This is a genomic window from Curvibacter microcysteis (assembly GCF_028649455.1).
Classification (GTDB): domain Bacteria; phylum Pseudomonadota; class Gammaproteobacteria; order Burkholderiales; family Burkholderiaceae_C; genus Curvibacter; species Curvibacter microcysteis.
On sequence record NZ_JAQSIO010000009.1, the window covers coordinates 32,764 to 58,252 of the forward strand.

Consider the following 25,489-nt stretch of genomic DNA (forward strand, 5'->3'; position numbering starts at 1 on the left):
GCAGGGTTTACTGCGCTTCTTTCAGGTAGCGCTCAGAGAAGCCCTTTTGCACTGTGGCCATCTTGGCGTAGTCGATGGTCTTGGCGCGGGCGTATTCGCTGGCCGGCAGGAAGCGCGCTTGCACTTCCTTGCTCATGGCGCCGGCCCGCACCGGGCGCAGGTAGGCGTTGGCCCAGAGGGCCTGGCCTTCGTCGGACAGCACAAAGTCCAGCACCTTGCGGCCGTTGTCGGCGTGCGGGGCCTTGGCCACGAGGCTCATCACATAGGGCACGACCAGGGTGCCTTCGGTGGGGATCACGAACTGCACATTGGCCTGGTCTTTGTATTTGGCCCGGTAGGCGTTGAAGTCGTAGTCCAGCAGGATGGCAATCTCACCCGACAGCACGCGCGCGTACGAGGTCTGCTTGGGCACGATGGGCTCGTTCTTTTGCAGGGCCTTGAAGTAGTCGATGGCCGGGCCGAAGTTGTCCAGCGTGCCGCCACGCGCCTGGTTGATGGCCACCGCGCCCACATAGCCCACAAAGGCGGAGGCCGGGTCCAGGTAGCCGATCAGGCCCTTGTAGTCGGGCTTGAGCAGGTCGGCCCAGGACTGCGGCACGGGCTTGCCCTTGAGCGCGTCCACATTGACCATGAAACCCAGCGTGCCCGAGTGGATGGTGAACCACTGGCCTTGCGGGTCCTTGAGGCCGTCGGGGATGTCGTTCCAGGCGGCGGGCTTGTAGGCGCTGACCACGCCTTCTTTTTGAGCCTGGATCGCGAAGGTCACGCCCAGGTAGGTCACGTCGGCCACCGGGCTGGCTTTCTCAGCCACGAGCTGGGCCAGCGATTGGCCTGAATTCTTGTTGTCGGGCGGCACGGTGATGCCGGTCTTGGCCTTGATGGCCTTGAGCTGGCTGCCCCAGTCGGCCCACTCGGTCGGGCAGTTGTAGCAGATGGCGTTTTGCGCCAGGGCCAGGCTGCTGGCGGCCAGGCCCAGGGCCAACAGGGCGGCCCGGCTCAGGTGTTGAAGACGCATGCGCATGAGGAAGACTCCTTGGGATGGGTGAAGGAACAAACGAGGCACAAAGAAAGGGGGCTCAGGTCGCGCTGAGCGCTGGCCGCGCGCAGGACTCGCCCAGGCGAAAGCCATGGGCCAGGGTCAGGCTGGCGCCTGGAGTGGGCGGCAGGCCGTGCTGCAGGGCCTGCACCAGCAAGGCGATGCTGCGTTGGCCCATCTCGGCATTGGGCTGGGTGATGGTGCTGAGCATGGGGGTCAGGTCCTCGCCCAGCGCAATGCCATCAAAGCCGACCACGCTGAGTTGAGCGGGCACGGATCGGCCTGCCAGGTGTGCCGCACGCAGGCAGCGCAGGGCCAGCAAGTCGTTGGAGCAGATCAGCGCACTGGGCGCCGGGTTCTGGCGCAAGCAGGCCACGATGTCTTGCAGGGCTTGCGCCATGAAGGGAACCTCCAGCACCGGGGCGGCAGACAGGCCCGCGTCGGCCATGCCGCGCTGGTAGCCGCGGCAGCGCTGCTCGGCCCGGTCCGAGGCGTGTCGCTGGCCGCTGACCATGGTGATGCGGTGGTGGCCCAGGGCCACCAGGCGAGCCACCAGATCGGCCACGGCTTGCTCGCCATCCACGCCCACGCAGGGGTGATCCGGGTGCTGGTGGTAGGCCAGGACATAGGGCAGGGCCCGGGCGCGCAGGCGCTGCAAGGCGCTGGACTGGCTGGGGTTGGACACCACCAGCACCAGGCCATCCACGTTGGCGGCCAGCAAGCGGCTGACCGCCTGTTCTTCGCGCTCGAGTTCGTAATGGGTGGTCAGCGGCATCAGCGCGTAACCCGCCTGGGCCGCGGCTTCAGCCATGCCTTGCAGGCATTCGGCAAACACCGGGTTGACCAGGGTGGGCAGCACCACACCGAGCACGCGGCTGCGCTGGGTGCGCAGCGTGCGCGCGCTGGCATTGGGCAGGTAGCCCAGGGTCTGGGCGGTCTGCTCGATGTGGCGCCGGGTGTCGGGCGCCACCTGTTCGGGCTGGTTGAAGGCCCGCGACACGGTGGCCACGGAGACCCCGGCCGCGCGGGCCACGTCTTGGATGCTCATGCGCTGCGGTGTGATGTAAACGATTACATTGCACCCGCGCCGTGTGACATCGTCATGACGCTGGCCAGCGCCATGCAGCAAAACGGCCCGCACAAGCGGGCCGTTTCGGGAGGTGGTGGGGAGCGGCGCGCGCCGCCTGCCGCTTCAGCGCGAGCGCTTCACGCGCAGCAACTCATCGAGCACCAGGCAGGTGGCGCCCAGGGTGATGGCGCTGTCGGCGATGTTGAAGGCCGGGAAGTAGCCGCCCGGGAACATGGGCGCGAGAAAGTCCCAGTGGAACTGCAGAAAGTCCACCACATAGCCGTGCATCAGCCGGTCCAGCACATTGCCAATGGCGCCGCCCAGGATGCTGGACAGCGCAAACGAAAACAAGCGCTGCCCGCTGTGCTGGCGCAACTGCCACAGGATGAACACGGCAGCCACCAGGCCCAGGCCGGTGAAGAACCAGCGTTGCCAGCCCGAGGCGCCGGCCAGGAAGGAGAAGGCCGCGCCCGTGTTGTGCGCGCGCACGATGTTGAAAAAGCTCAGCACCGTGGTGCTGTCGTGCAACTGGTAGTAGCCGAGGATCAGCACCTTGGTGAACTGGTCCGCCATCAGCACGATCAGCGCCCAGGCCAGCCAAGGCAGCAGGCTGGCGCCGCCGCTCTTGAAGACCGGGCTGGCGCCCTTGCTCTTGAAGGGCGCGCCGCCTTTGCCTTTGCTGGCCATCAGGCAAACACCCGGGTTTCACCGGCGCCGTGCAGGTTGCTGTCGCAGCGGCCGCACAGCGTCGGGTGGGCCGGGTTGGCGCCCACGTCGTCGCTGTAGTGCCAGCAGCGCTCGCACTTGGCGGCCGTCGCCGGGCTGACCTGGGCGCTCAGTTCAGCGCCTTCTTGCAGCTGCACGGTCGAGGTGATGAAGACGAACTTCAGGTCCGCGCCCAGGCTTTGCAGCGCGGCCAGCAGCTCGCTGCCGGCGGGCACGTTCAGGGTCACGTTGGCCTGCAGCGAGGCTCCCACCTGGCCGGCCGTGCGCACGGCTTCGATCTCTTTGTTGACCAGCTCGCGGGCACCGCGGATCTGCTCCCACTTGGCCAGCAGGGCCGCGTCCGCGTTGCCCAGGTCCCAGTAGGTTTCCAGGAAGATGCTGTCCGAGCTGCCGTAGAACTTCCAGGCTTCTTCGGCGGTGAAGCTCAGGAAGGGCGCCATCCAGCGCAGCATGGCATGGGTGATCTGCCACAACGCGGTTTGCGCGCTGCGACGGGCCAGGCTCTTGGGCGCGGTGGTGTAGAGGCGGTCCTTGAGCACGTCCAGGTAGAAGGCGCCCAGGTCTTCCGAGCAGTAGACCTGCAGCTTGGCCACCACGGGGTGGAACTCGTACTTCTCGTAGTGCGCGAGGATGGTCTCCTGCAGCTGCGCGGCGCGGCTCAGGGCATAGCGGTCGATCTCCAGCAGCTGCTCGGCCGGCACGGCGTCGGTGGCCGGGTTGAAGTCGCTGGTGTTGGCGAGCAGGAAGCGCAGCGTGTTGCGGATGCGGCGGTAGCCGTCCACCACGCGGGCCAGGATCTTGTCGTCAATGCCCAGGTCACCCGAGTAGTCGGTGCTGGCGCACCACAGGCGGATGATTTCGGCGCCCATCTTCTCGCTGATGGTCTGCGGCGCCACCACATTGCCCACGCTCTTGCTCATCTTGCGGCCTTGGCCGTCGACGGTGAAGCCGTGCGTCAGCAGGCCCTTGTAGGGCGCGCGGTCGTCCATGGCGCAGGCGGTGAGCAGCGAGCTGTGGAACCAGCCGCGGTGCTGGTCATGGCCTTCCAGGTACAGGTCGGCCGGGAAGGTGGACTGGTCCAGGTGGCTGTTGCGCAGTACGTGGAAGTGGGTGGTGCCGGAGTCGAACCACACGTCCAAGATGTCGGTGCTCTTGGTGTAGTGCGGCGCGTCGTCGCCGATCAGGGACTCGGCCGTGACCTTGCTCCAGGCCTCGACACCGCCTTGCTCCACCAACTGGGCCGCCGTGTCCATGAGCTCCATGGTGCGCGGGTGCAGCTCGCCGCTGTCCTTGTGGATGAAGAAGGGCAGGGGCACGCCCCAGTTGCGTTGGCGGCTGATGCACCAGTCGGGGCGGCCAGCGATCATGTCGCGCAGGCGGGCCTTGCCGTTCTCGGGGTAGAAGCTGGTTTCTTCGATCGCGGCCAGGGCCAGTTGGCGCAGCGTCTGGCTGGCCTTGTCCTTGGTGAACACGCCTTCGCCCTCGTCCATGCGCACGAACCACTGTGCGGCGGCACGGTAGATCACGGGCGTCTTGTGGCGCCAGCAGTGCGGGTAGCTGTGGGTGATGTCGTGGGTGGCGAACAGGCGGCCGGCGTTCTTCAGCGCCTCGATCACCACCGGCACAGCCTTCCAGATGTGCAGGCCGCCAAACAGCGGGAAGTCGGGCGCGTAGGTGCCGTTGCCCTGAACCGGGTTCAGGATGTCGTCATAGGCCAGGCCGTGGGCGATGCAGCTGTTGAAGTCATCCACGCCATAGGCGGGCGAGGAGTGGACCAGGCCGGTGCCGTCGTCGGCGGTGGCGTAGTCGGCCAGGTAGACCGGGCTGAAGCGGGCGTAGCCCGGGTCCACGTCGTACAGCGGGTGCTTGAAGTTGATCAGGCCCAGGTTCTTGCCGACCGTGGTGGCCAGCACTTCGCCCGTCAGGGCGTAGCGCTCCAGGCACTTTTCGACCAGCGAGGCGGCCAGCAGCAGGGTGCCGCGCTCGGTCTTGACCAAGGCGTAATCCAGCTCGGGGTTCAGGTTGAGGGCCTGGTTGGCCGGGATGGTCCAGGCGGTGGTGGTCCAGATCACGGCGAAAGCCGGTTGCTCCAGCGCGGCCAGGCCGAAGGCGGCAGCCAGCTTGGCGGGCTCGGCGCACTCAAAGGCCACGTCCAGCGTGGTGCTCTTCTTGTCGGCGTATTCGATTTCGAACTCGGCCAGCGAACTGCCGCAGTCGAAGCACCAGTACACGGGCTTCAGGCCCCGGTACACAAAGCCGCGTTCCATGATGCGCTTGAGGGCGCGGATCTCATTGGCTTCGTTGCCGAAGTCCATGGTTTTGTAGGGGTGGTCCCACTCGCCGAGCACGCCCAGGCGCTTGAAGTCGGCCATCTGGCCGGCGATCTGCTCGGCCGCAAAGGCGCGGCTCTTGGCCTGCACCTCGTCGCGCGGCAGGTTGCGGCCGTGCAGTTTTTCGATGGCGTTTTCGATCGGCAGGCCGTGGCAGTCCCAGCCCGGCACATAGACCGCGTCCAGGCCCTTGAGCTGGCGCGCCTTGACGATCATGTCCTTGAGCACCTTGTTGACCGCGTGACCGATGTGGATCTGGCCGTTGGCGTAGGGCGGGCCGTCGTGCAGCACGAACTTGGGCGCGCCGCAGCGGGCGTCACGCAGCTTTTTGTAGATGCCTTTGTCTTCCCATTCCTGGACCCAGCCCGGCTCGCGCTTGGGCAGGTCGCCGCGCATGGGGAAGGGGGTGTCAGGCAGGTTCAGGGTGCTGCGGTAGTCGGGAGTTTGGTCGGCCATGGGGTTCAATTGGGTGGCATTGACAGGCTCGGTCCCGGGCGCAGCCCGGTACGGGATGGGAGAAATCAGCCGTTTGCCCTGAGCCTGTTCCGAAGGGCGCGCAGCACGGTGTGCCGGCGTTAAATTCGGTCGCGGGTGGTCTGGCGGTGGGTTTCCGCGTGCATGGAGGCGAGAAACTGGCGCGCGTCGTCGCAGTCCTTGGCAATGCCCTTCATCAGGGCGTCCAGACCGTCGTACTTGAGTTCGTCGTGCAGTTTGTGCAGCAGTTCCACGCGAATGATTTTACCGTAGGCCCCGTCAGCCCCCAGGGAGGCCGGCCAGTCCAGGCAATGGGTCTCCAGCAGCACGCGCCCGCCGTTGACGTCGTTGGGGTCCAGCGAGGGGCGCACGCCCAGGTTGGCCACGCCTGCGATGGGGCTCTCCTCCAGGCCGTGCACGCGCACCACAAAAATGCCGCTGGCGGCGGGCTTCCAGTGGGCAAAGCGCAGGTTCAGGGTGCGAAAGCCCAGTTCGCGGCCCAGCTTGCGACCATGCACCACATGGCCGCTGATGGCGTAGGGCCGGCCCAGCAGGCGCGCCGCGCCGGCCATGTCGCCCTGGCCCAGGGCCTCGCGCACGGCCGAGCTGGACACGCGCAGGCCGCGCACTTCGTAGCTGTTCATGCGCGCCACGTCAAAGCCGCGTGCCGTGCCGCTTTGGTCCAGCATGGCGTAGTCGCCGGCGCGCTTGGCGCCAAATCGGAAGTCATCGCCCACCAGCACATAGCGCGCACCCAGGCCCTGGATCAGCACCTCTTCGATGAAGGATTCGGGCGCCTGGCTGGCCAGGCGCGCATCAAAAGGCAGGACCACGGTCTGGTCAATGCCGCAGCGCGCCAGCTCGCTGAGCTTGTCGCGCAGCGTGCCGATGCGCGCTGGCGCCAGCTCGGCACGGCCCGTGGCGGCGGCGAAGTAGTCGCGCGGGTGGGGCTCGAAGGTCAGCACGCAAGAGGGCACGCCCCGGTGCTCGGCCTCGCTCTTGAGCAGGGCCAGCATGGCCTGGTGGCCGCGGTGCACACCGTCGAAGTTGCCGATGGTGACCGCGCTCGCCGGTGCAATGCCCGGGTGCTGGAAGCCGCGAAAGATCTTCATTGTGCTGTTATCTTTTTGATAGCAATCAGGGCGCACCTGTCAAGCGCCCTAAGCCAAATTGTCATGAAAGCAGGTTATATTGTGCTGTAGCCGCCAGGGTTCTTGCACAAGAGCCCTGCCGGGCCCCCGAGATCAGCGTTCCGAGTCATTGGTTTTCAACCCTTGTAGGAGTCGTCCCTTGAAGGTCTTGAAGCTGTCCGCCCAGGGCTTGCCCCAGTCCTGGATCACCCTTGAACAAGCCGTGATTCACTACGCGGCCGGTGAGGTGCGCTGGGAATCCGGCGCGCAGATTGCGGTCTTCCGGGGCGGTCACAACGCGGTCACTGGCGAGCAGTCGCAGATCGTGGTGAACAGCATCATCGGCACCAAGGGCGTGCCCAACATCAATCCTTTTGCACTGCGCCCCGGCCTGACCAACAGCAAGTTGTTCGCGCGCGACCGCAATGTCTGCGCCTACTGCGGTCAGCACTTCCACGAGAGTGAGCTCACGCGCGAGCACATCGTGCCCTTCGCGCAAAACGGGGTGGACACCTGGATGAATGTGGTCACCGCCTGCCGGGCGTGCAACCACCGCAAGAGCCACCGCACCCCCGAGCAGGCCCGCATGCCCTTGCTCTACACCCCCTACGTGCCCAGCCTCTGGGAAGACTTCATTCTGCGCAACCGCCGCATCCTGGCCGATCAAATGGAATTTTTGATGGCCCATGTCCCCAAATCCTCACGCCTGGCCTTGTAGCGGGTGGCGCTCCGGGGCGGCCGTGCCTGTGCGCCACGCCCACAGGGGATCGGGCCCGTCTCCCGGGCACTTCCTGGCGCGAGCCAAGCCGTTGAGTAGCTCAAATCGACCTGACGACCGCTCCAAAGCCGTACGCCGTTCGGCTAGGTTAAGAAATAAATTTATTTCGTCATACTTCTGAACGAGGTGTTCGCTCAGCGATTCGGTGGGCTGCCGATCCCTCATGGGCGAACCACGCGGGTCTGGCCTCTTGGCGCTGGTCCTGCTGTTCGAGCGGTCTCGGGAGAGGCCTGATCCTCAAACAGCTTGGAGTTGGAAGAATGAACGAAACGAGGGGCCGCGTGGGCCTGCTCTGTCCCGCGGTGTGGCTGAGCGCCGCACTCAGCAGCATGGGGGTGCATGCCCAGCCGGGCCTGAAGACTGACACCTCGACCGTGGTCGAGACGCAGGCCAGCGCCTTGGCCCCGGTGACCATCACCGGCCGGCATTACGACAACGCTGTGGGCAGCAGCGATGCGGCCTCACAAGGGGTGATTCGGTCCGATCTGCTGGCCAACCGACCCGCCTTGCGACCGGGCGAGGTGCTGGAGTTCGTGCCGGGCCTGATCGTCACCCAACACTCGGGTGACGGCAAAGCGAACCAGTACTTTCTGCGCGGCTTCAACCTGGACCATGGCACCGATTTCGCCACCAGCGTGGACGGCATGCCGGTCAACATGCCCACCCATGCCCACGGGCAGGGCTATTCGGACCTGAACTTTCTGATCCCGGAGCTGGTCGACCGCATCGACTACCGCAAGGGGCCTTATTTTGCGACCCATGGTGACTTTGCCGCCGCGGGGGCCGCCGACATCCTTTACAAGGCGCGGCTGGATGCCCCATGGGCCCAGATCACGGTGGGGCCAAACGGCTACCGACGCGGCGTGGCGGCCGGTTCGGTGTCGCTGCAAGACGACCTGGTGTTGTTGGGCGCGGTGGAGTGGATGGGCAACAACGGCCCCTGGACCGTGCCCGAGGGCCTGCATCGCCAGAATGCTTTGTTGCGCCTGAGCCAGGGCACGCGCGAGCGAGGCGCCACCCTGAGTCTGATGGCTTACGAAGCCCGGTGGAACGCCACCGACCAGGTGCCTCAACGCCTGCTGGAAGCCGGCGCTTACCAAGGCCGGCCTTTTGGTCGCTTTGACGCAGTCGACCCGAGCGATGGGGGCAACACCTCGCGCTACAGCCTGTCGGGTGAATGGCATGAGCGCGACCGCACGGGCGAGACCCGGGTCTCGGCTTACGCGATGAAGTACGCCTTGAAGCTCTTCTCCAATTTCACCTACGCGATGGACCGTCCCGCGACCGGCGATCAGTTCTCGCAACAAGACGACCGCAACGTCTTCGGGGGCAAGGCCTCGAGGGCCTGGACCCACCGGCTCGGGGGGCTGGATGCGCGCTCCGAAGTCGGCGTCCAATGGCGCCATGATCGCATTCGGGTCGGCTTGTATGACACCCAGGCGCGGCAGGTGCTCACGAGCACGCGGGTGGACGATGTGCGTGAGACCTCGCTTGGGGTCTATGGGCAAAGCATGGTGCAGCTGAACCCCTGGCTGCGCAGTGTCGTGGGCCTGCGCGGGGACACGGTCAGGTTCGGCGTGAACAGCCTCACCCTGGCCGCCAACTCGGGCAACACCCGCGCCAGCCTGCTCTCACCCAAATTCACCTTGGTGGCAGGGCCTTGGGCTCAGACCGAGTTCTTCTTCAACACCGGCCGAGGTTTTCACAGCAATGACGCCCGTGGCACCACCGCCAGGATCGACCCCAAGACAGGTGACGCGGTGGCGGCCGTGCCCGGTTTGGTGGCGGCGCGCGGCTGGGAGCTGGGCGTGCGAACCGAGGCCCTTGCCCAGCTGCAAAGTTCGCTGGCATTTTGGCGCCTGAGTTCGAACTCCGAATTGGTCTACGTGGGCGACGCCGGAACGACCGAAGCGAGCGCGGCCAGCCGCCGCCACGGCGTGGAGTTCAACAACCGCTGGACCCCCACCCCGCATTTTTTGCTCGACGCCGATGTGGCCTGGACGCACGCTCGCTTCGTCAATGGCGAGCGCATTCCCAATGCGGTGGACTCCGTGGCCTCGATCGCGGCCACCGTCAAAGACCTGGGGCCGTGGTCGGCCAGCCTGCAATGGCGCTACCTGGGCCCGGGCGCGCTGGTGGAAGACAACTCGGTGCGATCTTCCTCCGCGTCCACCTTCAACCTCCGGGTCACGCGCGATCTCCTGGCGCTGACGGGGCAGGCCGCCAGCGTGACGGTGGACGTCTTCAATCTCTTCAATCGCCGGGTCAACGATATCCAGTACGCCTACGCCTCGCAGTTGCCGGGCGAGGCCGGGCCGGTCAATGACCGTGTGATCCACCCGGCGGAGCCGCGCTCGCTGCGCATCACCTACCGCACCCGCTTCTGAGGCGGGGGCCGCGCGCCGTCAACTGGGCGATGCTGGGCGGGCGGCTGGGGCGCTGCCGGTCCGAGACTGCTTGGCCAAGGCCACAAAGGCCCGCAGGTAGTCGATGGCCCCATCGGCCTCCCGCGTCCCCAGGTAGATTTGCTTGGCCACGCCTTGGTCGCCCAGGCGCAGCGCGCGCACCGGCATTTTGTTGGCGTATTCCTCGACCAGCCAGCGGGGCAGGGCGGCCACGCCGCGGCCACTGGCCACCATCTGCAGCATGATGTCCGTGTCCTCAATGGACTTGTGTTGCTTCGGCAGGATGCCGGCTGGCACCAGGAACTGCTGGTAGATGTCGAGGCGCTCGGGCGACACCGGGTAGCTCAGCAGCACCTCCGCGCTCAACTGGCCGGGCTGAACGCGGTCCTGCCTGGCCAAGGCATGGCTCAGGCCCACCACCAGCACCTGCTCATAGTCGAAGACAGGCTCGAACACCAGGCCGGGTTTGAACACGGGGTCGGGCGTCACCAGCAAATCGATTTCATAGCCCAACAAGGCGCCCATGCCGCCGAACTGGAACTTCTGTTTCACGTCCACTTCGACGTCAGGCCAGGCGGCCAAATAGGGCGCCACCAACTTCAACAGCCATTGGTAGCAAGGATGGCATTCCATCCCAATGCGCAGCGTGCCGCGTTCGCCTTGGGCAAATTGCTTCATGCGGTCCTCGGCCAGCGCCAGCTGAGACAACACACGGTTGGCCACCGCCAGCAGGTACTGGCCGGCCTGCGTCAGGCGCAGGCTGCGGCCTTCGCGCAGCCAGATGTCGGTGCCCATGGACTGCTCCAACTTCTTGATGGCATGGCTGAGCGCCGATTGGGTCAGGCAGAGCGTGGAGGCCGCAGCGGTCATGGAGCCCTGCCGGTCCACCTCTTGAATGATGGCCAGGTGGATGCGTTCAATCATTGGGATCCATGAGTGGGATTAATCAATCTCTGAAATAAGATCATTTTACGTAATTGATCTAGGTCCTTAACCTTCGGCCATCTCCAACATTGATGGCATTTCAGAAGACACCATGGTCACCACACACAACCTCGGCTTTCCCCGCATTGGCGCTCGGCGCGAACTCAAGTTCGGTCTGGAGTCCTATTGGAAAGGCCAATCGTCGATCGCCGAACTGCAGCAGCTGGGCCGGACGCTGCGGCAGCAGAACTGGGCCGATCAAGCGGCCCTCGACCTGGCCCCGGTGGGCGATTTTTCCTTCTACGACCAGGTGCTGGACATGAGCTTCACCCTGGGCCACCTGCCTGAGCGGGTGCGCGGCTTTCACGGTGAAGCCCTGGACAACTACTTTCGCGTGGCCCGGGGGCGTTCGACCCCGGCGGCAGAGGCCCACGCCGCCTGCTGCGCCGGGGTGGCCGCCGGCGAGATGACCAAGTGGTTTGACACCAACTACCACTACATCGTGCCGGAGTTCACGGCCACCACCGAGTTCAAGCTGGACGCCAGCCGCCTGCTGGAGCAACTGGCCGAAGCCCAAGCCAGGGGCGTGAAAACCAAGCCGGTCATCGTCGGCCCGGTCACCTACCTGGCCATCGGCAAGTCCAAAGACGGCTCGAACCGCCTCGACCTGCTGCCACGCCTGCTGCCGGTCTACGCCCAGTTGCTCGATACTTTGGCCGCGCAGGGCGTGGAGTGGGTGCAGATCGACGAGCCTCAGTTGGTGACCGAGCTGGACGCCGACTGGCAGCACGCCTTCAACACGGCCTACCACCTGCTCAAGACCTGCAAGGTCAAACTGCTGCTGGCCACCTACTTTGGCCAACTGCAGGAGAACGCTTACCTGGCGGCCAACCTGCCTGTGGCGGGACTGCATGTGGACGCCATCAATGACCGCGAAGGCGTGCAGCCGCTGATCAACCTGCTGCCCGCACACAAAGTGCTGTCGCTGGGCGTGATCAATGGCCGCAACATCTGGAAGACCGACCTGACGGCCACGCTGGACTGGCTGGAGCCCCTGGCCCAGCAACTGGGTGCCCGCCTGTGGATTGCACCCTCGTGCTCCTTGCTGCACGTGCCGGTGGACCTGGCCAGCGAGCAGCAGCTCGACGCCGAGATCCAATCTTGGCTGGCGTTTGCGCGCCAGAAACTGGACGAGCTGCAGGTGCTGGCCCAGGCGCTGAACCACGGCCGGGATGCCGTGCGCGCCGCGCTGGATGCCAACCAGGCCGCGCTGAAGTCCCGCCGCGCCTCGCCCCGTGTCAACCAGCCTGCCGTCAAGCTGGCCGTGTCCAAGATCACCCGCGACCTGGGGCGGCGCGAAAGCAGCTACGCCCAGCGCGCGCCCAAGCAGGCGGCTTTGCTGCAGCTGCCCCCCTTCCCGACCACCACCATCGGGTCCTTTCCGCAGACCGCCGAGATCCGCCAGGCCCGCAGTGACTTCAAGGCCGGGCGCTTGGATGCCAGCGCTTACCAGGCCGTGATGCAGGCGGAAATCCAACGCGCCGTGCGCGAGCAGGAGGCCCTGGGCCTGGACGTGCTGGTGCACGGCGAGGCCGAGCGCAACGACATGGTCGAGTACTTTGGCGAGCAGCTCGAAGGCTATGCCTTCAGCCAGTTCGGCTGGGTGCAATCCTATGGGTCGCGCTGCGTCAAACCCCCGATCCTGTTTGGCGACATCCGCCGCCCGCAGCCCATGACGGTGGCCTGGACCCGCTTTGCCCAATCGCTGACGTCCAAGCCCATGAAGGGCATGCTGACCGGCCCGGTGACGATCCTGAACTGGTCTTTTGTGCGCGACGACCAGCCCCGCTCCGAGTCCTGCTTGCAGCTGGCCCTGGCCATCCGCCAGGAGGTGCTGGACCTGGAACAGGCCGGCGTGCGCGTGATCCAGATCGACGAGGCCGCCCTGCGCGAAGGCCTGCCACTGCGCCGCACGCAGTGGAAGACCTACCTGGATTGGGCGGTGGAGAGCTTCCGGGTCAGTGCCAACGGTGTGCGCGACGAGACCCAGATCCACACCCACATGTGCTACTCGGAGTTCAACGACATCATGGCCTCGATCGCCGAGATGGATGCGGATGTGATCACCATCGAGACCTCGCGCTCGGACATGGAGCTGCTCGATGCCTTTGACGACTTCAGCTACCCCAACGAGATTGGCCCCGGCGTGTACGACATCCATTCGCCCAACTTGCCGAGCGAGCAGCACATGGTGGCCTTGATGAAGAAGGCGGCCGAGCGCGTGCCCGCCGAGCGCCTGTGGGTCAACCCGGACTGCGGCCTGAAGACCCGTCAGTGGCCCGAGGTGATCCCGGCCCTGAAACACATGGTGGCCGCCGCCAAAACCCTGCGCGCCGAGCTGGCCTGAGCGGGGCGGGGCCGGGGCCCTGTGGCACTGCCCGGGGCGCGCCGCGATCGGCTCAGCTCAGGCGCTGTTCCAGCGCGTCCCAGGCGGGCTTGCCGACCAGGCGCTGGCGCTCCGCAAATGGGGTGACCAGGCCACTGCTTTCCTGCACTTCCTTGGCGTCGCGCAGCACGGTCAGGGCCTTTTGCATGCCGGCCACCGCGCCTTGCAGGGCCGCGTTGGCGTACAGCACGATGCCGTAGCCCAACTCGCCCAGTTGCTCGGCGTTGAAGATCGGGGTGCGCCCCCCGATGACCATGTTCATGAGCTGTGGTTTCGCCAGGCGCTGGGGCAGGGCGCGCACCTGCTCGGCCTCGGTCACGGCCTCGACGAACAGGAGGTCCGCCCCCGCCTCGGCGAAGCGCTGGGCCCGCTCCACGGCGGCTTCAAAACCCAGGGTGGCGGCCGCGTCGGTGCGCGCCATGATCAGCAGATCCGGGTCGCGACGGGCATCGACCGCGGCTTTGATCTTGCTGACCGCTTCTTCGGTGGAGATGACCTCCTTGCCCGAGAAGTGGCCGCAGCGCTTGGGCGCCACCTGGTCTTCGAGCTGGATGCAGTCGGCGCCCGCGCGCTCCAGCGTGCGCACCGTGTGGTAGACGTTGAGGGCATTGCCAAAGCCGGTGTCGGCATCGACCAGCAGGGGCAGGCTCACGGCGTCGCGGATGCGGGCGGTGTGGTCGGCGATCTCGGCCAGGCCCATGAAGCCCTGGTCGGGCAGGCCAAACCACATGTTGGTGACGCCCGCGCCGGTGACGTAGACGGCCTGGAATCCCAGGTCTTCAATCACCTTGGCGGACAAGGCGTTGAAGGCGCCGGGCACGAGCAGGCCGCGGCGGGCCTCGACCAGTTGTTTGAGTTGTTGACGGGTGGACATGGCAGCTCAGGAGGTGGTTAGAAAAAACGGGGGCCTCAGAAGGCGTCGCCGGGCACGCGCACCCAGCCTTCCATCAGGACCCGGGCACTGCGGCTCATCACGGCCTGGGTGACGACCCACTGGCCATCGCGCTGCACGGCCTGGGCGCCGACGCGCAGCGTGCCCGAAGGGTGGCCAAAGCGCACCGCTTCCCTGGCGCCCCCGCCGGCGGCCAGGTTGACCAAGGTGCCTGGCACGGCAGCGGCGGCGCCTATGGCCACCGCGGCCGTGCCCATCATCGCGTGGTGCAGCCGGCCCATGGACAAGGCCCGCACCAGCACATCGATCTCGGCCGCTCGGACGGACTGGCCGCTGCTGGCGACGTAGTCGGCGGGCGGGGCCACCCAGGCGATCTTGGGCGTGTGCTGGCGCGTGGCGGCTTCGCTGAGGTCTTGGATCAAGCCCATCTGCAAGGCGCCATGGGCGCGCAAGGTCTCCAAGCGGGCCAGGGCGGCGGGGTCGCTGTTGATGGCCTCTTGGGACTCGGTGCCGGTGTAGCCCAGGTCGGCAGCGTTCAGGAAGAGGGTCGGGATGCCGGCGTTGATGAAGGTGGCCTGAAAGCGCCCCACGCCGGGCACGTCCAAGGTGTCCACGGGCTTGCCTGTGGGAAACAGAGCCTGGCCTTCATCACCGGCTTCGGCCGGGTCCAGGAAGGCCAGCTGCACCTCGGCGGCGGGAAAGGTCACGCCGTCGAGTTCGAAGTCGCCGGTTTCCTGCACCTGCCCGTGGGTGATGGGCACGTGGGCCACGATGGTCTTGCCGATGTTGGCCTGCCAGATGCGCACGGTGCACACCCCGTGCTGCGGCAGGCGCGCCGGCGGGATGAACCCGTTGGCAATGGCAAACGGCCCCACGGCCGCGGACAGGTTGCCGCAGTTGCCGGACCAGTCGACAAAGTCACGGTCGATGGCGACCTGGCCGAACAGGTAGTCCACGTCGTGCCCGGCCACGGTGGGCGGCCCGATGATCACCGCCTTGGACGTGGAGGACGTGGCGCCCCCCATCCCGTCGGTCTGCTTGCCATACGGGTCGGGGCTGCCGATCACGCGCTGCAGCAGGCGGTCGCGCGCGGCGCCAGGCCGCTGGGCTGCTTCGGGCAGGTCTTGCAGGCGGAAGAACACGCCTTTGCTGGTGCCGCCACGCAGGTAGGTGGCCGGGATTTTGATTTGGGGCACGTGGCTCATGCGGGGACTCCTGGGTGCTCGACCAGGAAGTCCTGGGCAAACCGTTGCAACACGCCACCGGCCTGGTAGACCGACAGCTCTTCAGCCGTGTCGAGACGGCAGCGCACGGGCACGTCCAACACCGCGCCATCGGGGCGGGTGATGCGCAGGCTCAGCTCGGACCGGGGTGCCAGGGCGCCGAGCACCGTGTAGGTCTCTCGGCCGTCCAGGCCCAGGGTCAGCCGGGTGGTGCCAGGCTGGAAGGCCAGGGGCAGCACGCCCATGCCAATCAGGTTGGTGCGGTGGATGCGCTCGAAACCCTCGGCCACCACGGCTTCCACGCCCGCCAGGCGCACGCCCTTGGCCGCCCAGTCGCGGCTGGAGCCTTGGCCGTAGTCGGCGCCGGCAATGATGATCAGGGGCTGGCGCCGGTGCTGGTAGGTCGCCATGGCCTCCCACATGCGCATCACCGTGCCCTCGGGTTCGACACGGGCCCAGGAGCCGGCGCGCACCGAGCCATCGGCGGTCCGCACCATTTCGTTCTTCAAGGTCGGGTTGGCAAAAGTGGCCCGCATGGCGGTCAGGTGGTCGCCTCGGTGGGTGGCGTAGGAGTTGAAGTCCTCGTCGGGCAGGCCCATGTGGTGCAGGTACTCGCCCGCAGCCGAATCACGCAGGATGGCGTTCGATGGCGACAGGTGGTCCGTGGTGATGTTGTCGGGCAGCAAGGCCAGGGGCCGCATGGCCTGGAGGGTGCGGGGCTGGGCCGCCAGGGCGCCGATGCCCTCGGTGTCCCAGTAGGGCGGGCGGCGGATGTAGGTGGATTGCGGTCGCCAGTCGTACAGCGGTGCCACGGGGGCGCCGGGCTCGATCTGCCGCGCGAACATGGGTTCGTACACGGCGCGGTATTGCTCGGGCTTCACCGCGGCCTTGACCACGGCGTCGATCTCGTCGTCGCTGGGCCACAAGTCCTTCAAGCGGATCTCTCGCCCCTGCACCACGGCCAGCACATCGTTTTCGATGTCAAAGCGGATGGTGCCCGCGATCGCATAGGCCACCACCAAAGGCGGCGAGGCCAGGAAGGCCTGCTTGGCATGGGGGTGGATGCGCCCGTCAAAGTTGCGGTTGCCTGAGAGCACGGCCGTGGTGTAGAGCTGGCGCTCGATAATCTCTTGCTCGATCACCGGGTCCAGCGCCCCGCTCATGCCGTTGCAGGTGGTGCAGGCAAAGGCCACGATGCCAAAGCCCAGGGCCTGCAGATCGTCCAGCAGGTCGGCTTCCTTCAAGTACAACGCCACGGCCTTGGAGCCCGGGGCCAGCGAGGTCTTGACCCAGGGTTGGCGTTGCAGTCCCAGTTGCCGGGCTTTGCGCGCCAGCAAGCCCGCCGCGATCACGTTGCGCGGGTTGGACGTGTTGGTGCAACTCGTGATGGCTGCGATGACCACAGCCCCCTCGGGCAACTGCCCTTGCTCGCGGCTGGGCCGCTGCCAGGGCCCGGCAATGCCCTTGGCCCGCAGGTCGGCCGTGGCCAGGCGGGCGTGGGGGTTGGAGGGGCCGGCCAGGTTGCGCACCACGCTGGACAGGTCAAAGCGGAGCTGGCGGTCGTAAACCGCGTGCGCCAAGGTGTCGGCCCACAGCCCCGCCGCCTTGGCGTAGCGCTCGACCAGGTGGACTTGCTCGGCGCTGCGACCGGTCAGGCGCAGGTAGTCCAGGGTTTGATCGTCGATGCTGAACAGGGCCGCCGTGGCGCCGTATTCGGGCGCCATGTTCGAGATGGTGGCGCGGTCGCCCACGCTGAGGGCCGCCGCGCCTTCACCGTGGAACTCCAGGTAAGCCCCGACCACCTTGGCCTGGCGCAGGAATTCAGTCAGCGCCAGCACCACGTCCGTGGCGGTGATGCCCGGCGGGCGCCGGCCGGTCAGGTGGACGCCCACCATCTCGGGCAGGCGCATCCAGCAGGCCCGGCCCAGCATCACGCTCTCGGCCTCTAGGCCGCCCACCCCGATGGCGATCACGCCCAGGGCGTCCACATGGGGGGTGTGCGAATCGGTCCCGACACAGGTGTCGGGGTAGGCCAGGCCCTGCTCGACCTGGACCACGGGCGACATTTTCTCGAGGTTGATCTGGTGCATGATCCCGTTGCCTGCGGGGATCACGTCCACGTTGGCAAAGGCCTTCTTCGTCCACTCGATGAAGTGAAAGCGGTCCTCGTTGCGCCGGTCTTCGATGGCGCGGTTCTTGGTGAAGGCCTCCGGGTCGAAGCCCCCGCATTCCACCGCCAGCGAATGGTCAACGATCAGTTGCACCGGCACCACCGGGTTCACGGCGGCCGGGTCGCCCCCTTGCTGGGCGATCGCGTCGCGCAGCCCGGCCAGGTCCACCAGGGCGGTCTGGCCCAGGATGTCGTGGCACACCACGCGCGCCGGGTACCAGGGGAAGTCGTGTTCGCGCAGCCGCCCGATGATTTGGCGCAGGCTGTCGTCCACGGTGGCGGGGTCGGCCCGGCGAACCAGGTTTTCTGCATGCACGCGCGCGGTGTAGGGCAACTGGGCCCAGGCACCGGGGACCAGGGCATCGACAGCGGCCTGGGCGTCGATGTAGTCCAGCGGGGTGTGGGGCAAGGATTTTCTGAACAAAGACATGTTGAACGGGTTCTGGGGCCAAGGTGGGGCAGGTGGGACTCAGGCGCGCTGCGCCAGCGGCACGAAGGTCTGATTTTCAGGGCCGGTGTAGTGGGCGCTGGGGCGGATGATCTTGCCGTCCACGCGTTGCTCCATCACATGGGCTGACCAGCCGGAGGTCCGGGCGATCACGAACAGGGGGGTGAACATGTCGGTGGGCACGCCCATCAGGTGGTAGCTGACGGCACTGAACCAGTCCAGGTTGGGGAACATTTTTTTGACCTCCCACATCACCGATTCCAGTCGCTCGGCGATGTCATACATCTTGGTGTTGCCTTGTTCCAGCGACAGCGCGTGCGCCACCTTTTTGATCACGCTGTTGCGCGGGTCGCTCACCGTGTAGACGGGGTGACCAAAGCCGATCACGACTTCTTTGCGTGCCACGCGCTCACGGATGTCGGCCTCGGCCTCGTCGGGGTGGTCGTAGCGTTTTTGGATCTCCAGGGCGACCTCGTTGGCGCCGCCGTGCTTGGGGCCACGCAGGGCGCCAATGCCGCCACAGATGGCGGAATAGAGGTCAGAGCCGGTGCCCGCCACCACCCGGGAGGCAAAGGTCGAGGCATTGAATTCGTGTTCGGCATACAGGATCAGCGAGGTGTGCATGGCGCGCACCCAGCTGTCGCGCGGCGGGTGGCCGTGCAGCAGGTGCAGGAAGTGGCCGCCGATCGAGTCGTCGTCGGTCTCCACCTCGATGCGCTTGCCGTGATAGGCAAAGTGGTACCAGTACAGCAGCATCGAACCCTGCGAGGCCATGAGCTTGTCGGCGATGTCGCGGGCGCCGGGAGCGGTGTGGTCCTCTTTTTCAGGCTTGACGCAACCCAGCACCGAGACGCCGGTGCGCATCACGTCCATGGGGTGGGTCGACGGCGGCAAGGTCTCCAAGGCCGTCTTCACTGCAGCAGGCAGGCCTCGCAGGGCTTTGAGCTTGGCTTTGTAGGCGCTCAACGTTGCGGTGTTGGGCAGCTTGCCATGCACCAGCAAGTGCGCGACCTCTTCAAACTCGCAGGTGGTGGCGACATCCAGGATGTCGTAGCCCCGGTAGTGGAGGTCGTTGCCGCTGCGCCCCACCGTGCACAGCGCGGTGTTGCCAGCGGCCGTGCCTGAGAGCGCGACTGATTTTTTGGGCGTGAAGCCCGGTGCGAGTGAGCTGGGGGCGAGGGCAGCGTTCATGGGGAAGTCTCCGTTTGGATGTCAGAACAGTCGATGGACACAGGGCGGCCTGAGGGGTCGACCGCCACCATTTCAAAAAAACCTTGGATGACCTTCTCGAGGGGCAGTCCGGGCGCGTCGGCCAGCGCGGTCACGCACACCGTCATGGAGCTGCGGCCCACGCGGCTGACCCAGGCCCGCAGCAGCAGCTGGTGGCCCACGGGCACGGGGGCGAGGAAGTCCAGCCCGCTGACGCCGGCCATCACGATCTCGCGATGGACCAGGCTGCGGGCGGCCAGAAAGGCCGCTTTGGCCAGCAGTTGCAGCGCCTGGCCGGCAAACAGGGTGCCGTGGTGGTTCGCCAGGGCGGGCAGCACCAGTTCGCGCAGTTCGACGGTTCCGGAAGGGCTTGTCATGCTTCGCAATTTACGCAAAATAGCGTCCCTCTGAAACTACTGAATTGGCGAATGTTTGCGAATGTTTTGATTGATTTTGCGAACATTGCGAATGCATCCGAGAGGCTCTGACGATGAAAAAAACCTTCATGGGCGTGAAGCTGCGCAAGCTGCGTGCGGAGCGCGGCATGACCCAGATCGCGCTGGCGCAGGCGCTGGAGCTGTCGCCCAGCTACTTGAACCAGCTGGAGCAGAACCAGCGCCCTTTCACGGTCTCGGTCTTGCTCAAGCTCAGCCGAGCCCTGGGGGTGGACATCCAGCAGTTCTCCGAGGACGAAGAGGCGCGCCTGCTGGCGGGCTTGAAGGAGGCCCTGGCGGATGCGGCGCAGCCCATTTCCCTGCCTGAATTTCAGGAGGTGGCGGGCCAGATGCCCGGCTTGGCCCGTGCCGTGATCGACCTGTACCGGCGCCAGCATCAGTTGCTGGAGCGCCTGGAGACCTTGTCGTCGCAATGGGGCGACGACCGTTCCCGTCCTGAGCCCTTGGTCAGCCAGCCATTTGAGTTGGTGCGTGACTTCTTTTTTGCCCACCAAAACCACTTTGACACCTTGGACCGCGCGGCCGAAAAGCTGGCGGCACAGGCCCAAACCTCGCCCGTGGACAGGGCGGCCTGGCTGGAGCAAACCCTGGCCCAGCGGGGGATTCAGGTCCAGCGAGAGGCGGGGGCTCAAGGCAGCAAGCGCAGTTTCGACCCCTTGAGCCGGGTGTTGACGCTGTCGAGTGAGCTCGCGCCAGCCCAGCAGGCCTTCCAGATGGCCACCCAACTGGCCTTGCAGGCGTTTTCGGCGGACATCGAGGCCTTGATCCAAGTGCCGCCCTTCACCCACAACGAGCCGGCGCGCAGGCTGGTCCGGGTGGGGCTGGCCAATTATTTTGCAGGCGCTTTTTTGCTGCCCTATGGCGAGTTTCTACAGGCCGCAGAGACCTTGCGCTATGACCTCGAGCTGCTGGGCAAGCGCTTTCAGGTGGGCTTGGAGACGGTGTGCCACCGCCTGAGCACCATGCAGCGCCCAGGCGCGCCGGGTGTGCCCTTTTTCTTTGTTCGGGTGGACCGCGCGGGCAACATTTCCAAGCGCCAATCGGCCACCCATTTCCACTTCAGTCGGGTCGGCGGGACCTGCCCACTGTGGAACGTGTACGAGGCGTTCTCCCGCCCCGGGCAGATCCTGGCGCAGCTGGCGCGCATGCCCGATGGCCGCCGCTACCTGTGGGTGGCGCACAGCATCACGCAAGGCGAGGCCGGCTACGGCTCGCCACGGCGCACGTTCTCGATTGGTTTGGGATGTGATGCCAGGCACGCCCATCGCCTGGTCTATGCGCGGGGGCTGGATCTGCAAGACCCGGGTGCGGAGACGCCCATCGGGATGGGCTGCAAGGTGTGTGAACGCCCGGCGTGTCCGCAGCGGGCGTTTCCGTATGTCGGTCGCGCCCTGTCGGTGGACGAGAACCGAGGCCCATCCGCGCCCTACGGCTCATGGGTGGAGCCGGAACCCCGCCAGGGCTGAGCGGGACGCACCGCGCCGAAGGGCGCTGCAGGCGTGGGGGGATATCAGCGGTAGAAGGCTTCGACGCGGCCGCTGAGCTTGATCAGCAGCGGGCGGCCCTTGCGGTCCACGGTTTTGCCGGCCGGCACTTTGATCCAGCCTTCGCTGATGCAGTATTCCTCGACGTCAAAGCGCTCTTTGCCGTTGAAGTGGATGCCGATGTCGTGCTCGAACACGGCGGCCACATGGTGGGGGCTGCGGGGGTCGATGGACAGGTGGTCGGGCAGGGCGGGCTTGGCGGGGGAGGCAGCGTCGGTCATGGGGCAGAGGAATGAAAAACAGGAAAGTCGCTGATTCTCGCGGATTTGGCGCTGCGCTCGGCCCAGGCCAGGCTCGACTGCAGCGCCAGCGGGCTCAGTAGGTGAGTTCCAGCACCACCAGGTGCTGCTCGGTGGCGGGCCAGTTCTGCCCCACCACGACTTCGCCATTGAACTCGGCCTTGACCGAGCGCAGCGCTGCCGGGGCCAGCACCAGGCGGCTGCTGGAGAAGCCCGCCGTGCCGGTGGCCGGCACCCCGGGCAGGGTGCTGGAGCCGTCCAGGCTCAGGCTGTCGCGGCTGGGGTCGAAGTAGCCGCGCGGCCGGGTGTAGATCAGCACGCTGCCCGCATTGGCCTCGGTGGGGGCCAGGCGCTCGGCGCGCAGGTGCACCCAGTCGCTGCTGCGCGCGAAGGCGCTGCGGTAGATGTGGGTGGTGGCATAGCCGGGGGCGCTGAGCACGAACTCATAGGGCTGGCCAGCCTCGGCGGTGAAAGGCCCCCACAGGCCATCGCTGGTCACGGTTTTTTGGTGCACGGCGGCACCTTGGCGGCGGCCTGTTGCGGGGTCGACGGCATAGACCTCGACGCGGGCGCCTGGCAGGGGCAGGTTGTTGCTGAAGTTGCCGGTTTTGGCGTCCAGCGGGTTCACCCCCAAGCCGGTGACCTTGCCTTGCAGCACGGGCTTGGCCTGCACCAGGATGCCGTGCTGGCGCGGTGCCTCGCCGGTCAAAAAGCGCCACATGGCCTCGAAGGCCGGGCGCGAGTACGAGGTCTCGCGGTGGTCGATGCGCGGGATCACCACATTGCTGGCGCCGCGCAGCTCGGGGCCGGCCGCAGTGACGCCCGTGGGCTGGCCGGGCATGCCGATCCACTGGCCGTCGGGCACCGCGTACTTGTCGTTCTGGTCCGAGCGGATGGTGAGCCAGCGCACCGGGCCGGTGACCTCGTCGCCAGCGGCGTTCTTGGGCGCGTTCAGGCCGCGCAAAAAGGCACCCGTGCCGGAGAACTCATTGCCCTCGCGCAGGCCGGGCACGGCCCAGACGCCGTGGTTGGGCGTGCCGCCCAGGATGGCGTGGCTCACCTTGGCAGCGCCGCCACCGTTCTGGATGTAGTTGCGGATGGCGTTACCGCCGCGCGAGTTGCCAATCAGCACGACCTGGGGGGCGCCGGTGGCTGCCAACACCCGCTCGACCTCTGCTTTCAGGTAGGCCATGTGCTCGGCGGCCGAGGTGCGCCCGGCCTGGGCCACGGCGTCCACATCGCGCGACAGGGGGTAGGGCACGTCGATCGCGAACAGGCGGTCGGCAGGCCAGCCCTCGGACTCGAAGCGCCAGGCCGTGGTCTGCCACAGCGCGGCGGTGTCGCCATTGCCGTGCACAAACACGATCGGCGGCCGCTGGCTCAGCGAGGGCTGGCCGCTGCCGACAGAGGCGCAGCCCGTGGCCAGGGCCGTGGCGCCCAGGGCCAGGCCCAGAAAGTGGCGGCGTGTGCTGATGGGGTGCATGAAAAAACTCCAAAAATGAGAATGGCCCGCACCGGGGGGCGGGCCATGGGGGCAGGTGAGAGTGTGGGGCCCTTGTTTGACGCCAGGGTGTCAGGCGTCCAGGAACCACCTCAGTCGGGCATCAGGCGAACACGCCAGCGGTGTCGTGCATGCGCTGCGACACCTCACCCAGTTGGTGCAGGCTGTCACCAAAGCTGATTTCCAGCTGGGTCAGCTTCTTGAAGTAATGGCTGACGATGTACTCGTCGGTCACCCCGATGCCGCCGTGCAGTTGCACCGCTTGCTGGCCCACAAAGCGCATGGACTGGCCCAGTTGGTACTTGGCGCGGGCCATGGCCAGGCGGCGCTCGTCGGCTGGTGCGTTCAGGCGCAGCGCGGCGTAGTAGCTCATGGAGCGGGCCAGCTCGAGCTGCATCTTCATGTCGGCGACACGGTGGCGCAGGGCTTGGAAGCTGGAGATCACCACGTTGAACTGCTTGCGCGTGTTCATGTAGTCCACGGTCACGGCCAGGGTCTTGTCCATCACGCCCACGGCTTCGGCGCAAGCCGAAGCGATGCCGATGTCCACCGCGTGTTCCAGGGCGGCTTGACCTTGGCGGCTGACCAGGGTGGCCGGGCTGTTGGCAAAGCTCAGCTCGGCGGCACGGCCACCGTCTTGCGTGGCATAGCCTTGGGTGCTGACGCCGGCGGCGCTGCGCTCCACCAGGAACAGGGCGGTCTGGCCGTCCAGTTGAGCCGGCACCAGGTAGGCGTCGGCTTGGTCCCCGGCGGCGACCACACTCTTCTTGCCAGTCACAGTGAAGGCGGTGCCCGCCGCCGTGGCCGTGGCCTGGGTGGCATCGAGCCGGTAGCGGGCTTGGCGCTCTTGGTAGGCCAACACCACCAGGGCTTCGCCCGAAGCAATGCGCGGCAACCAGCCGGCCTTGAGGTCGGCACCGGCGTAGTGGGCCAGCACGGCGCCGGCGATCAGGCTTTGGCTGAAGGGCTCGAGCACGATGCCGCGGCCCAGTTCTTCCAGCACCACCATGCCTTCGACCGGGCCCATGCCCAGGCCGCCGTCGGCCTCGGGGATGTAGAGGCCGGTCAGGCCCAGTTCGGCGATTTCGCCATAGGCTTCGCGGGAGAAACCGCCGGCGTTGACGATGCCTCGGCGGCGCTCGAAGTCATAGCCTTTGTCGACCCATTTGCGCACGGCGTCTCGCAGTTGTTCTTGGTCGTCGGTGAAGTCGAAATCCATGTGTGTCTCCTCTCAGCCCAGCACCGTCTGAGCGACGATGTTGCGTTGCACTTCGTTGGAACCGCCGTAGATGGTGGTCTTGCGCATGTTGAAGTAGGTCGATGCCAGCGGGGCGCAGTGGGCCGCGCCGACATGGTCGCCTTGCCAGCCGGCGTCCATGGCTTCGTGGATGTAGGGCAGGCTGTAGGGGCCGGCAGCCAGCATCATGAGTTCGCTGTAGCGCTGTTGCAGCTCGCTGCCGCGGATCTTGAGCAGGCCAGCAATGTCCAGCGAGTTCTTGCCCGACTTCTCGGCCGAGAGCACGCGCAGCACCAGCATTTCGAGGGCCACGACTTCGACGTCGAGCTTGGCGATCTCGTCGCGGAAGCGCACATCGTCGTACACGCCTTCGGCCTTGGCGATGCGTTTGAGGCGCTCCAGCTCGCGCTTGGCGCGGTTCACGTCAGCGATGTTGGTGCGCTCATGGCTGAGCAGGTGCTTGGCGTAGGTCCAGCCTTTGTTTTCTTCACCGATGAGGTTTTCGGCCGGCACTTCGACGTTGTCGAACCAGACTTCATTGACCTCGTGGTCGCCGTCGAGCAGCTTGATCGGGCGCACGGTGACGCCGGGCGACTTCATGTCGATCAGCAAGAAGCTGATGCCGGTTTGGGGCTTGCCTTCGTTGCTGGTGCGCACCAGGCAGAAGATCCATTCGCCGTATTGGCCCAGGGTGGTCCAGGTCTTTTGGCCGTTGACAATGTATTTGTCGCCTTGGCGCTCGGCGCGGGTTTTGACCGAGGCCAGGTCCGAGCCCGAGCCCGGTTCGCTGTAGCCCTGGCTCCACCACACCTCGCCGCTGGCGATGCCGGGCAGGAAGCGCTGTTGCTGTTCGGCATTGCCAAAGGCCATGATCACCGGGGCCACCATCACTGGGCCAAATGGCACGACGCGGGGCGCGCCAGCCAGGGCGCATTCTTCTTCGAACAGGTGCTTTTGCACCGCATTCCAGCCGGGGCCGCCGAATTCCTTGGGCCAGGCGTGGCCCAGCCAGCCCTTTTTGCCGAGGATCTTGGCCCAGCGCTGCATGTCCTCACGCGTCAGTCGCAGGGCGTTGTGGACTTTGTGGGCCAGGTCGGCCGGAAGGTTCTCTTTGACCCAGGCACGAATTTCTTCGCGGAACTTCTGTTCTTCAGGGGTGAATGCCAAATCCATGGGGGTTGTCTCCGAAAGAAGCGGTTTGACGCTGGACCAGATCAACACTGGCCACTAACCCCATTTTTTAGCACGAGCGT

Annotated in this window: 19 protein-coding genes; 4 read left to right on the top strand and 15 right to left on the bottom strand. The window is 66.4% G+C overall.

Annotated features, from left to right (window positions below; genetic code table 11):
- Positions 1-7: 7 nt before the first annotated feature.
- The 5 genes from PSQ39_RS18570 to PSQ39_RS18590 form a co-directional block, all read right to left on the bottom strand.
- Positions 8-1,021, bottom strand: coding sequence for an ABC transporter substrate-binding protein (locus PSQ39_RS18570; RefSeq protein ID WP_273928598.1), 1,014 nt, complete (start codon positions 1,019-1,021; stop codon positions 8-10).
- A gap of 55 nt (positions 1,022-1,076) precedes the next feature.
- Positions 1,077-2,084: a LacI family DNA-binding transcriptional regulator gene (locus PSQ39_RS18575; RefSeq protein ID WP_273928600.1), complete on the bottom strand. Its 1,008-nt coding sequence runs from the start codon at positions 2,082-2,084 to the stop codon at positions 1,077-1,079.
- A gap of 144 nt (positions 2,085-2,228) precedes the next feature.
- Positions 2,229-2,792: a signal peptidase II gene (gene lspA, locus PSQ39_RS18580; protein WP_273928602.1), complete on the bottom strand. Its 564-nt coding sequence runs from the start codon at positions 2,790-2,792 to the stop codon at positions 2,229-2,231.
- A complete protein-coding gene (ileS, locus tag PSQ39_RS18585) occupies positions 2,792-5,617 on the bottom strand; it encodes an isoleucine--tRNA ligase (RefSeq protein WP_273928604.1) in 2,826 nt (941 codons plus the stop codon). The genes lspA and ileS overlap by 1 nt, the downstream gene beginning before the upstream one ends.
- Positions 5,618-5,736: 119 nt before the next feature.
- Positions 5,737-6,747, bottom strand: coding sequence for a bifunctional riboflavin kinase/FAD synthetase (locus PSQ39_RS18590; RefSeq protein ID WP_273928606.1), 1,011 nt, complete (start codon positions 6,745-6,747; stop codon positions 5,737-5,739).
- Between the two features lie 178 nt (positions 6,748-6,925).
- Here PSQ39_RS18590 and PSQ39_RS18595 point away from each other — a divergent pair, with 178 nt between their 5' ends.
- The gene (locus PSQ39_RS18595; RefSeq protein ID WP_273928608.1) at positions 6,926-7,483 is read left to right on the top strand and encodes an HNH endonuclease; all 558 of its coding nucleotides are present in this window, start codon (positions 6,926-6,928) and stop codon (positions 7,481-7,483) included.
- 320 nt (positions 7,484-7,803) lie between these two features.
- Positions 7,804-9,930, top strand: coding sequence for a TonB-dependent receptor (locus PSQ39_RS18600; RefSeq protein ID WP_273928611.1), 2,127 nt, complete (start codon positions 7,804-7,806; stop codon positions 9,928-9,930).
- A gap of 18 nt (positions 9,931-9,948) precedes the next feature.
- Here PSQ39_RS18600 and PSQ39_RS18605 read toward each other — a convergent pair whose 3' ends face one another.
- Positions 9,949-10,872, bottom strand: coding sequence for a LysR family transcriptional regulator (locus PSQ39_RS18605; RefSeq protein ID WP_273928613.1), 924 nt, complete (start codon positions 10,870-10,872; stop codon positions 9,949-9,951).
- A 112-nt stretch (positions 10,873-10,984) separates the two neighbouring features.
- On the opposite strand from PSQ39_RS18605, the gene metE reads away from it, so the two are divergent.
- Positions 10,985-13,279: a 5-methyltetrahydropteroyltriglutamate--homocysteine S-methyltransferase gene (gene metE, locus PSQ39_RS18610; RefSeq protein WP_273928615.1), complete on the top strand. Its 2,295-nt coding sequence runs from the start codon at positions 10,985-10,987 to the stop codon at positions 13,277-13,279.
- Positions 13,280-13,331: 52 nt separating this feature from the next.
- Here metE and PSQ39_RS18615 read toward each other — a convergent pair whose 3' ends face one another.
- Genes PSQ39_RS18615 through PSQ39_RS18635 form a run of 5 tightly spaced genes read right to left on the bottom strand, consistent with a single transcriptional unit; the run spans position 13,332 to position 19,637 of the window.
- Entirely contained in the window at positions 13,332-14,192 is an 861-nt protein-coding gene (locus PSQ39_RS18615; RefSeq protein ID WP_273928617.1) for an isocitrate lyase/PEP mutase family protein, read from the bottom strand.
- Between the two features lie 35 nt (positions 14,193-14,227).
- Positions 14,228-15,415 carry a 2-methylaconitate cis-trans isomerase PrpF gene (prpF, locus tag PSQ39_RS18620; protein WP_273928619.1) on the bottom strand — a complete coding sequence of 396 codons (1,188 nt, stop codon included), beginning with the start codon at positions 15,413-15,415 and terminating at the stop codon, positions 14,228-14,230.
- Positions 15,412-18,033, bottom strand: coding sequence for a Fe/S-dependent 2-methylisocitrate dehydratase AcnD (acnD, locus tag PSQ39_RS18625; protein ID WP_273928621.1), 2,622 nt, complete (start codon positions 18,031-18,033; stop codon positions 15,412-15,414). Before acnD ends, prpF begins: the two co-directional genes overlap by 4 nt.
- Positions 18,034-18,072: 39 nt before the next feature.
- On the bottom strand, positions 18,073-19,242 hold the full coding sequence (gene prpC, locus PSQ39_RS18630; protein WP_273928623.1) for a bifunctional 2-methylcitrate synthase/citrate synthase: 1,170 nt from the start codon (positions 19,240-19,242) through the stop codon (positions 18,073-18,075).
- On the bottom strand, positions 19,239-19,637 hold the full coding sequence (locus PSQ39_RS18635) for an acyl-CoA thioesterase (RefSeq protein WP_273928625.1): 399 nt from the start codon (positions 19,635-19,637) through the stop codon (positions 19,239-19,241). The genes prpC and PSQ39_RS18635 overlap by 4 nt, the downstream gene beginning before the upstream one ends.
- A 113-nt stretch (positions 19,638-19,750) precedes the next feature.
- Between PSQ39_RS18635 and PSQ39_RS18640 the strand changes: the two genes are divergently transcribed.
- Positions 19,751-21,181, top strand: coding sequence for a short-chain fatty acyl-CoA regulator family protein (locus PSQ39_RS18640; protein WP_273928627.1), 1,431 nt, complete (start codon positions 19,751-19,753; stop codon positions 21,179-21,181).
- Positions 21,182-21,225: 44 nt separating this feature from the next.
- Here PSQ39_RS18640 and PSQ39_RS18645 read toward each other — a convergent pair whose 3' ends face one another.
- The 4 genes from PSQ39_RS18645 to PSQ39_RS18660 all read right to left on the bottom strand — a co-directional run bounded on the left by PSQ39_RS18645 (position 21,226) and on the right by PSQ39_RS18660 (position 25,409).
- On the bottom strand, positions 21,226-21,480 hold the full coding sequence (locus PSQ39_RS18645; protein ID WP_273928629.1) for a DUF3297 family protein: 255 nt from the start codon (positions 21,478-21,480) through the stop codon (positions 21,226-21,228).
- Positions 21,481-21,574: 94 nt separating this feature from the next.
- Entirely contained in the window at positions 21,575-22,981 is a 1,407-nt protein-coding gene (locus PSQ39_RS18650) for an alpha/beta fold hydrolase (protein WP_273928631.1), read from the bottom strand.
- Positions 22,982-23,102: 121 nt separating this feature from the next.
- The gene (locus PSQ39_RS18655) at positions 23,103-24,218 is read right to left on the bottom strand and encodes an acyl-CoA dehydrogenase family protein (RefSeq protein ID WP_273928633.1); all 1,116 of its coding nucleotides are present in this window, start codon (positions 24,216-24,218) and stop codon (positions 23,103-23,105) included.
- A 12-nt stretch (positions 24,219-24,230) separates the two neighbouring features.
- Positions 24,231-25,409, bottom strand: coding sequence for an acyl-CoA dehydrogenase family protein (locus tag PSQ39_RS18660; RefSeq protein WP_273928635.1), 1,179 nt, complete (start codon positions 25,407-25,409; stop codon positions 24,231-24,233).
- Between the last annotated feature and the right edge of the window lie 80 nt (positions 25,410-25,489).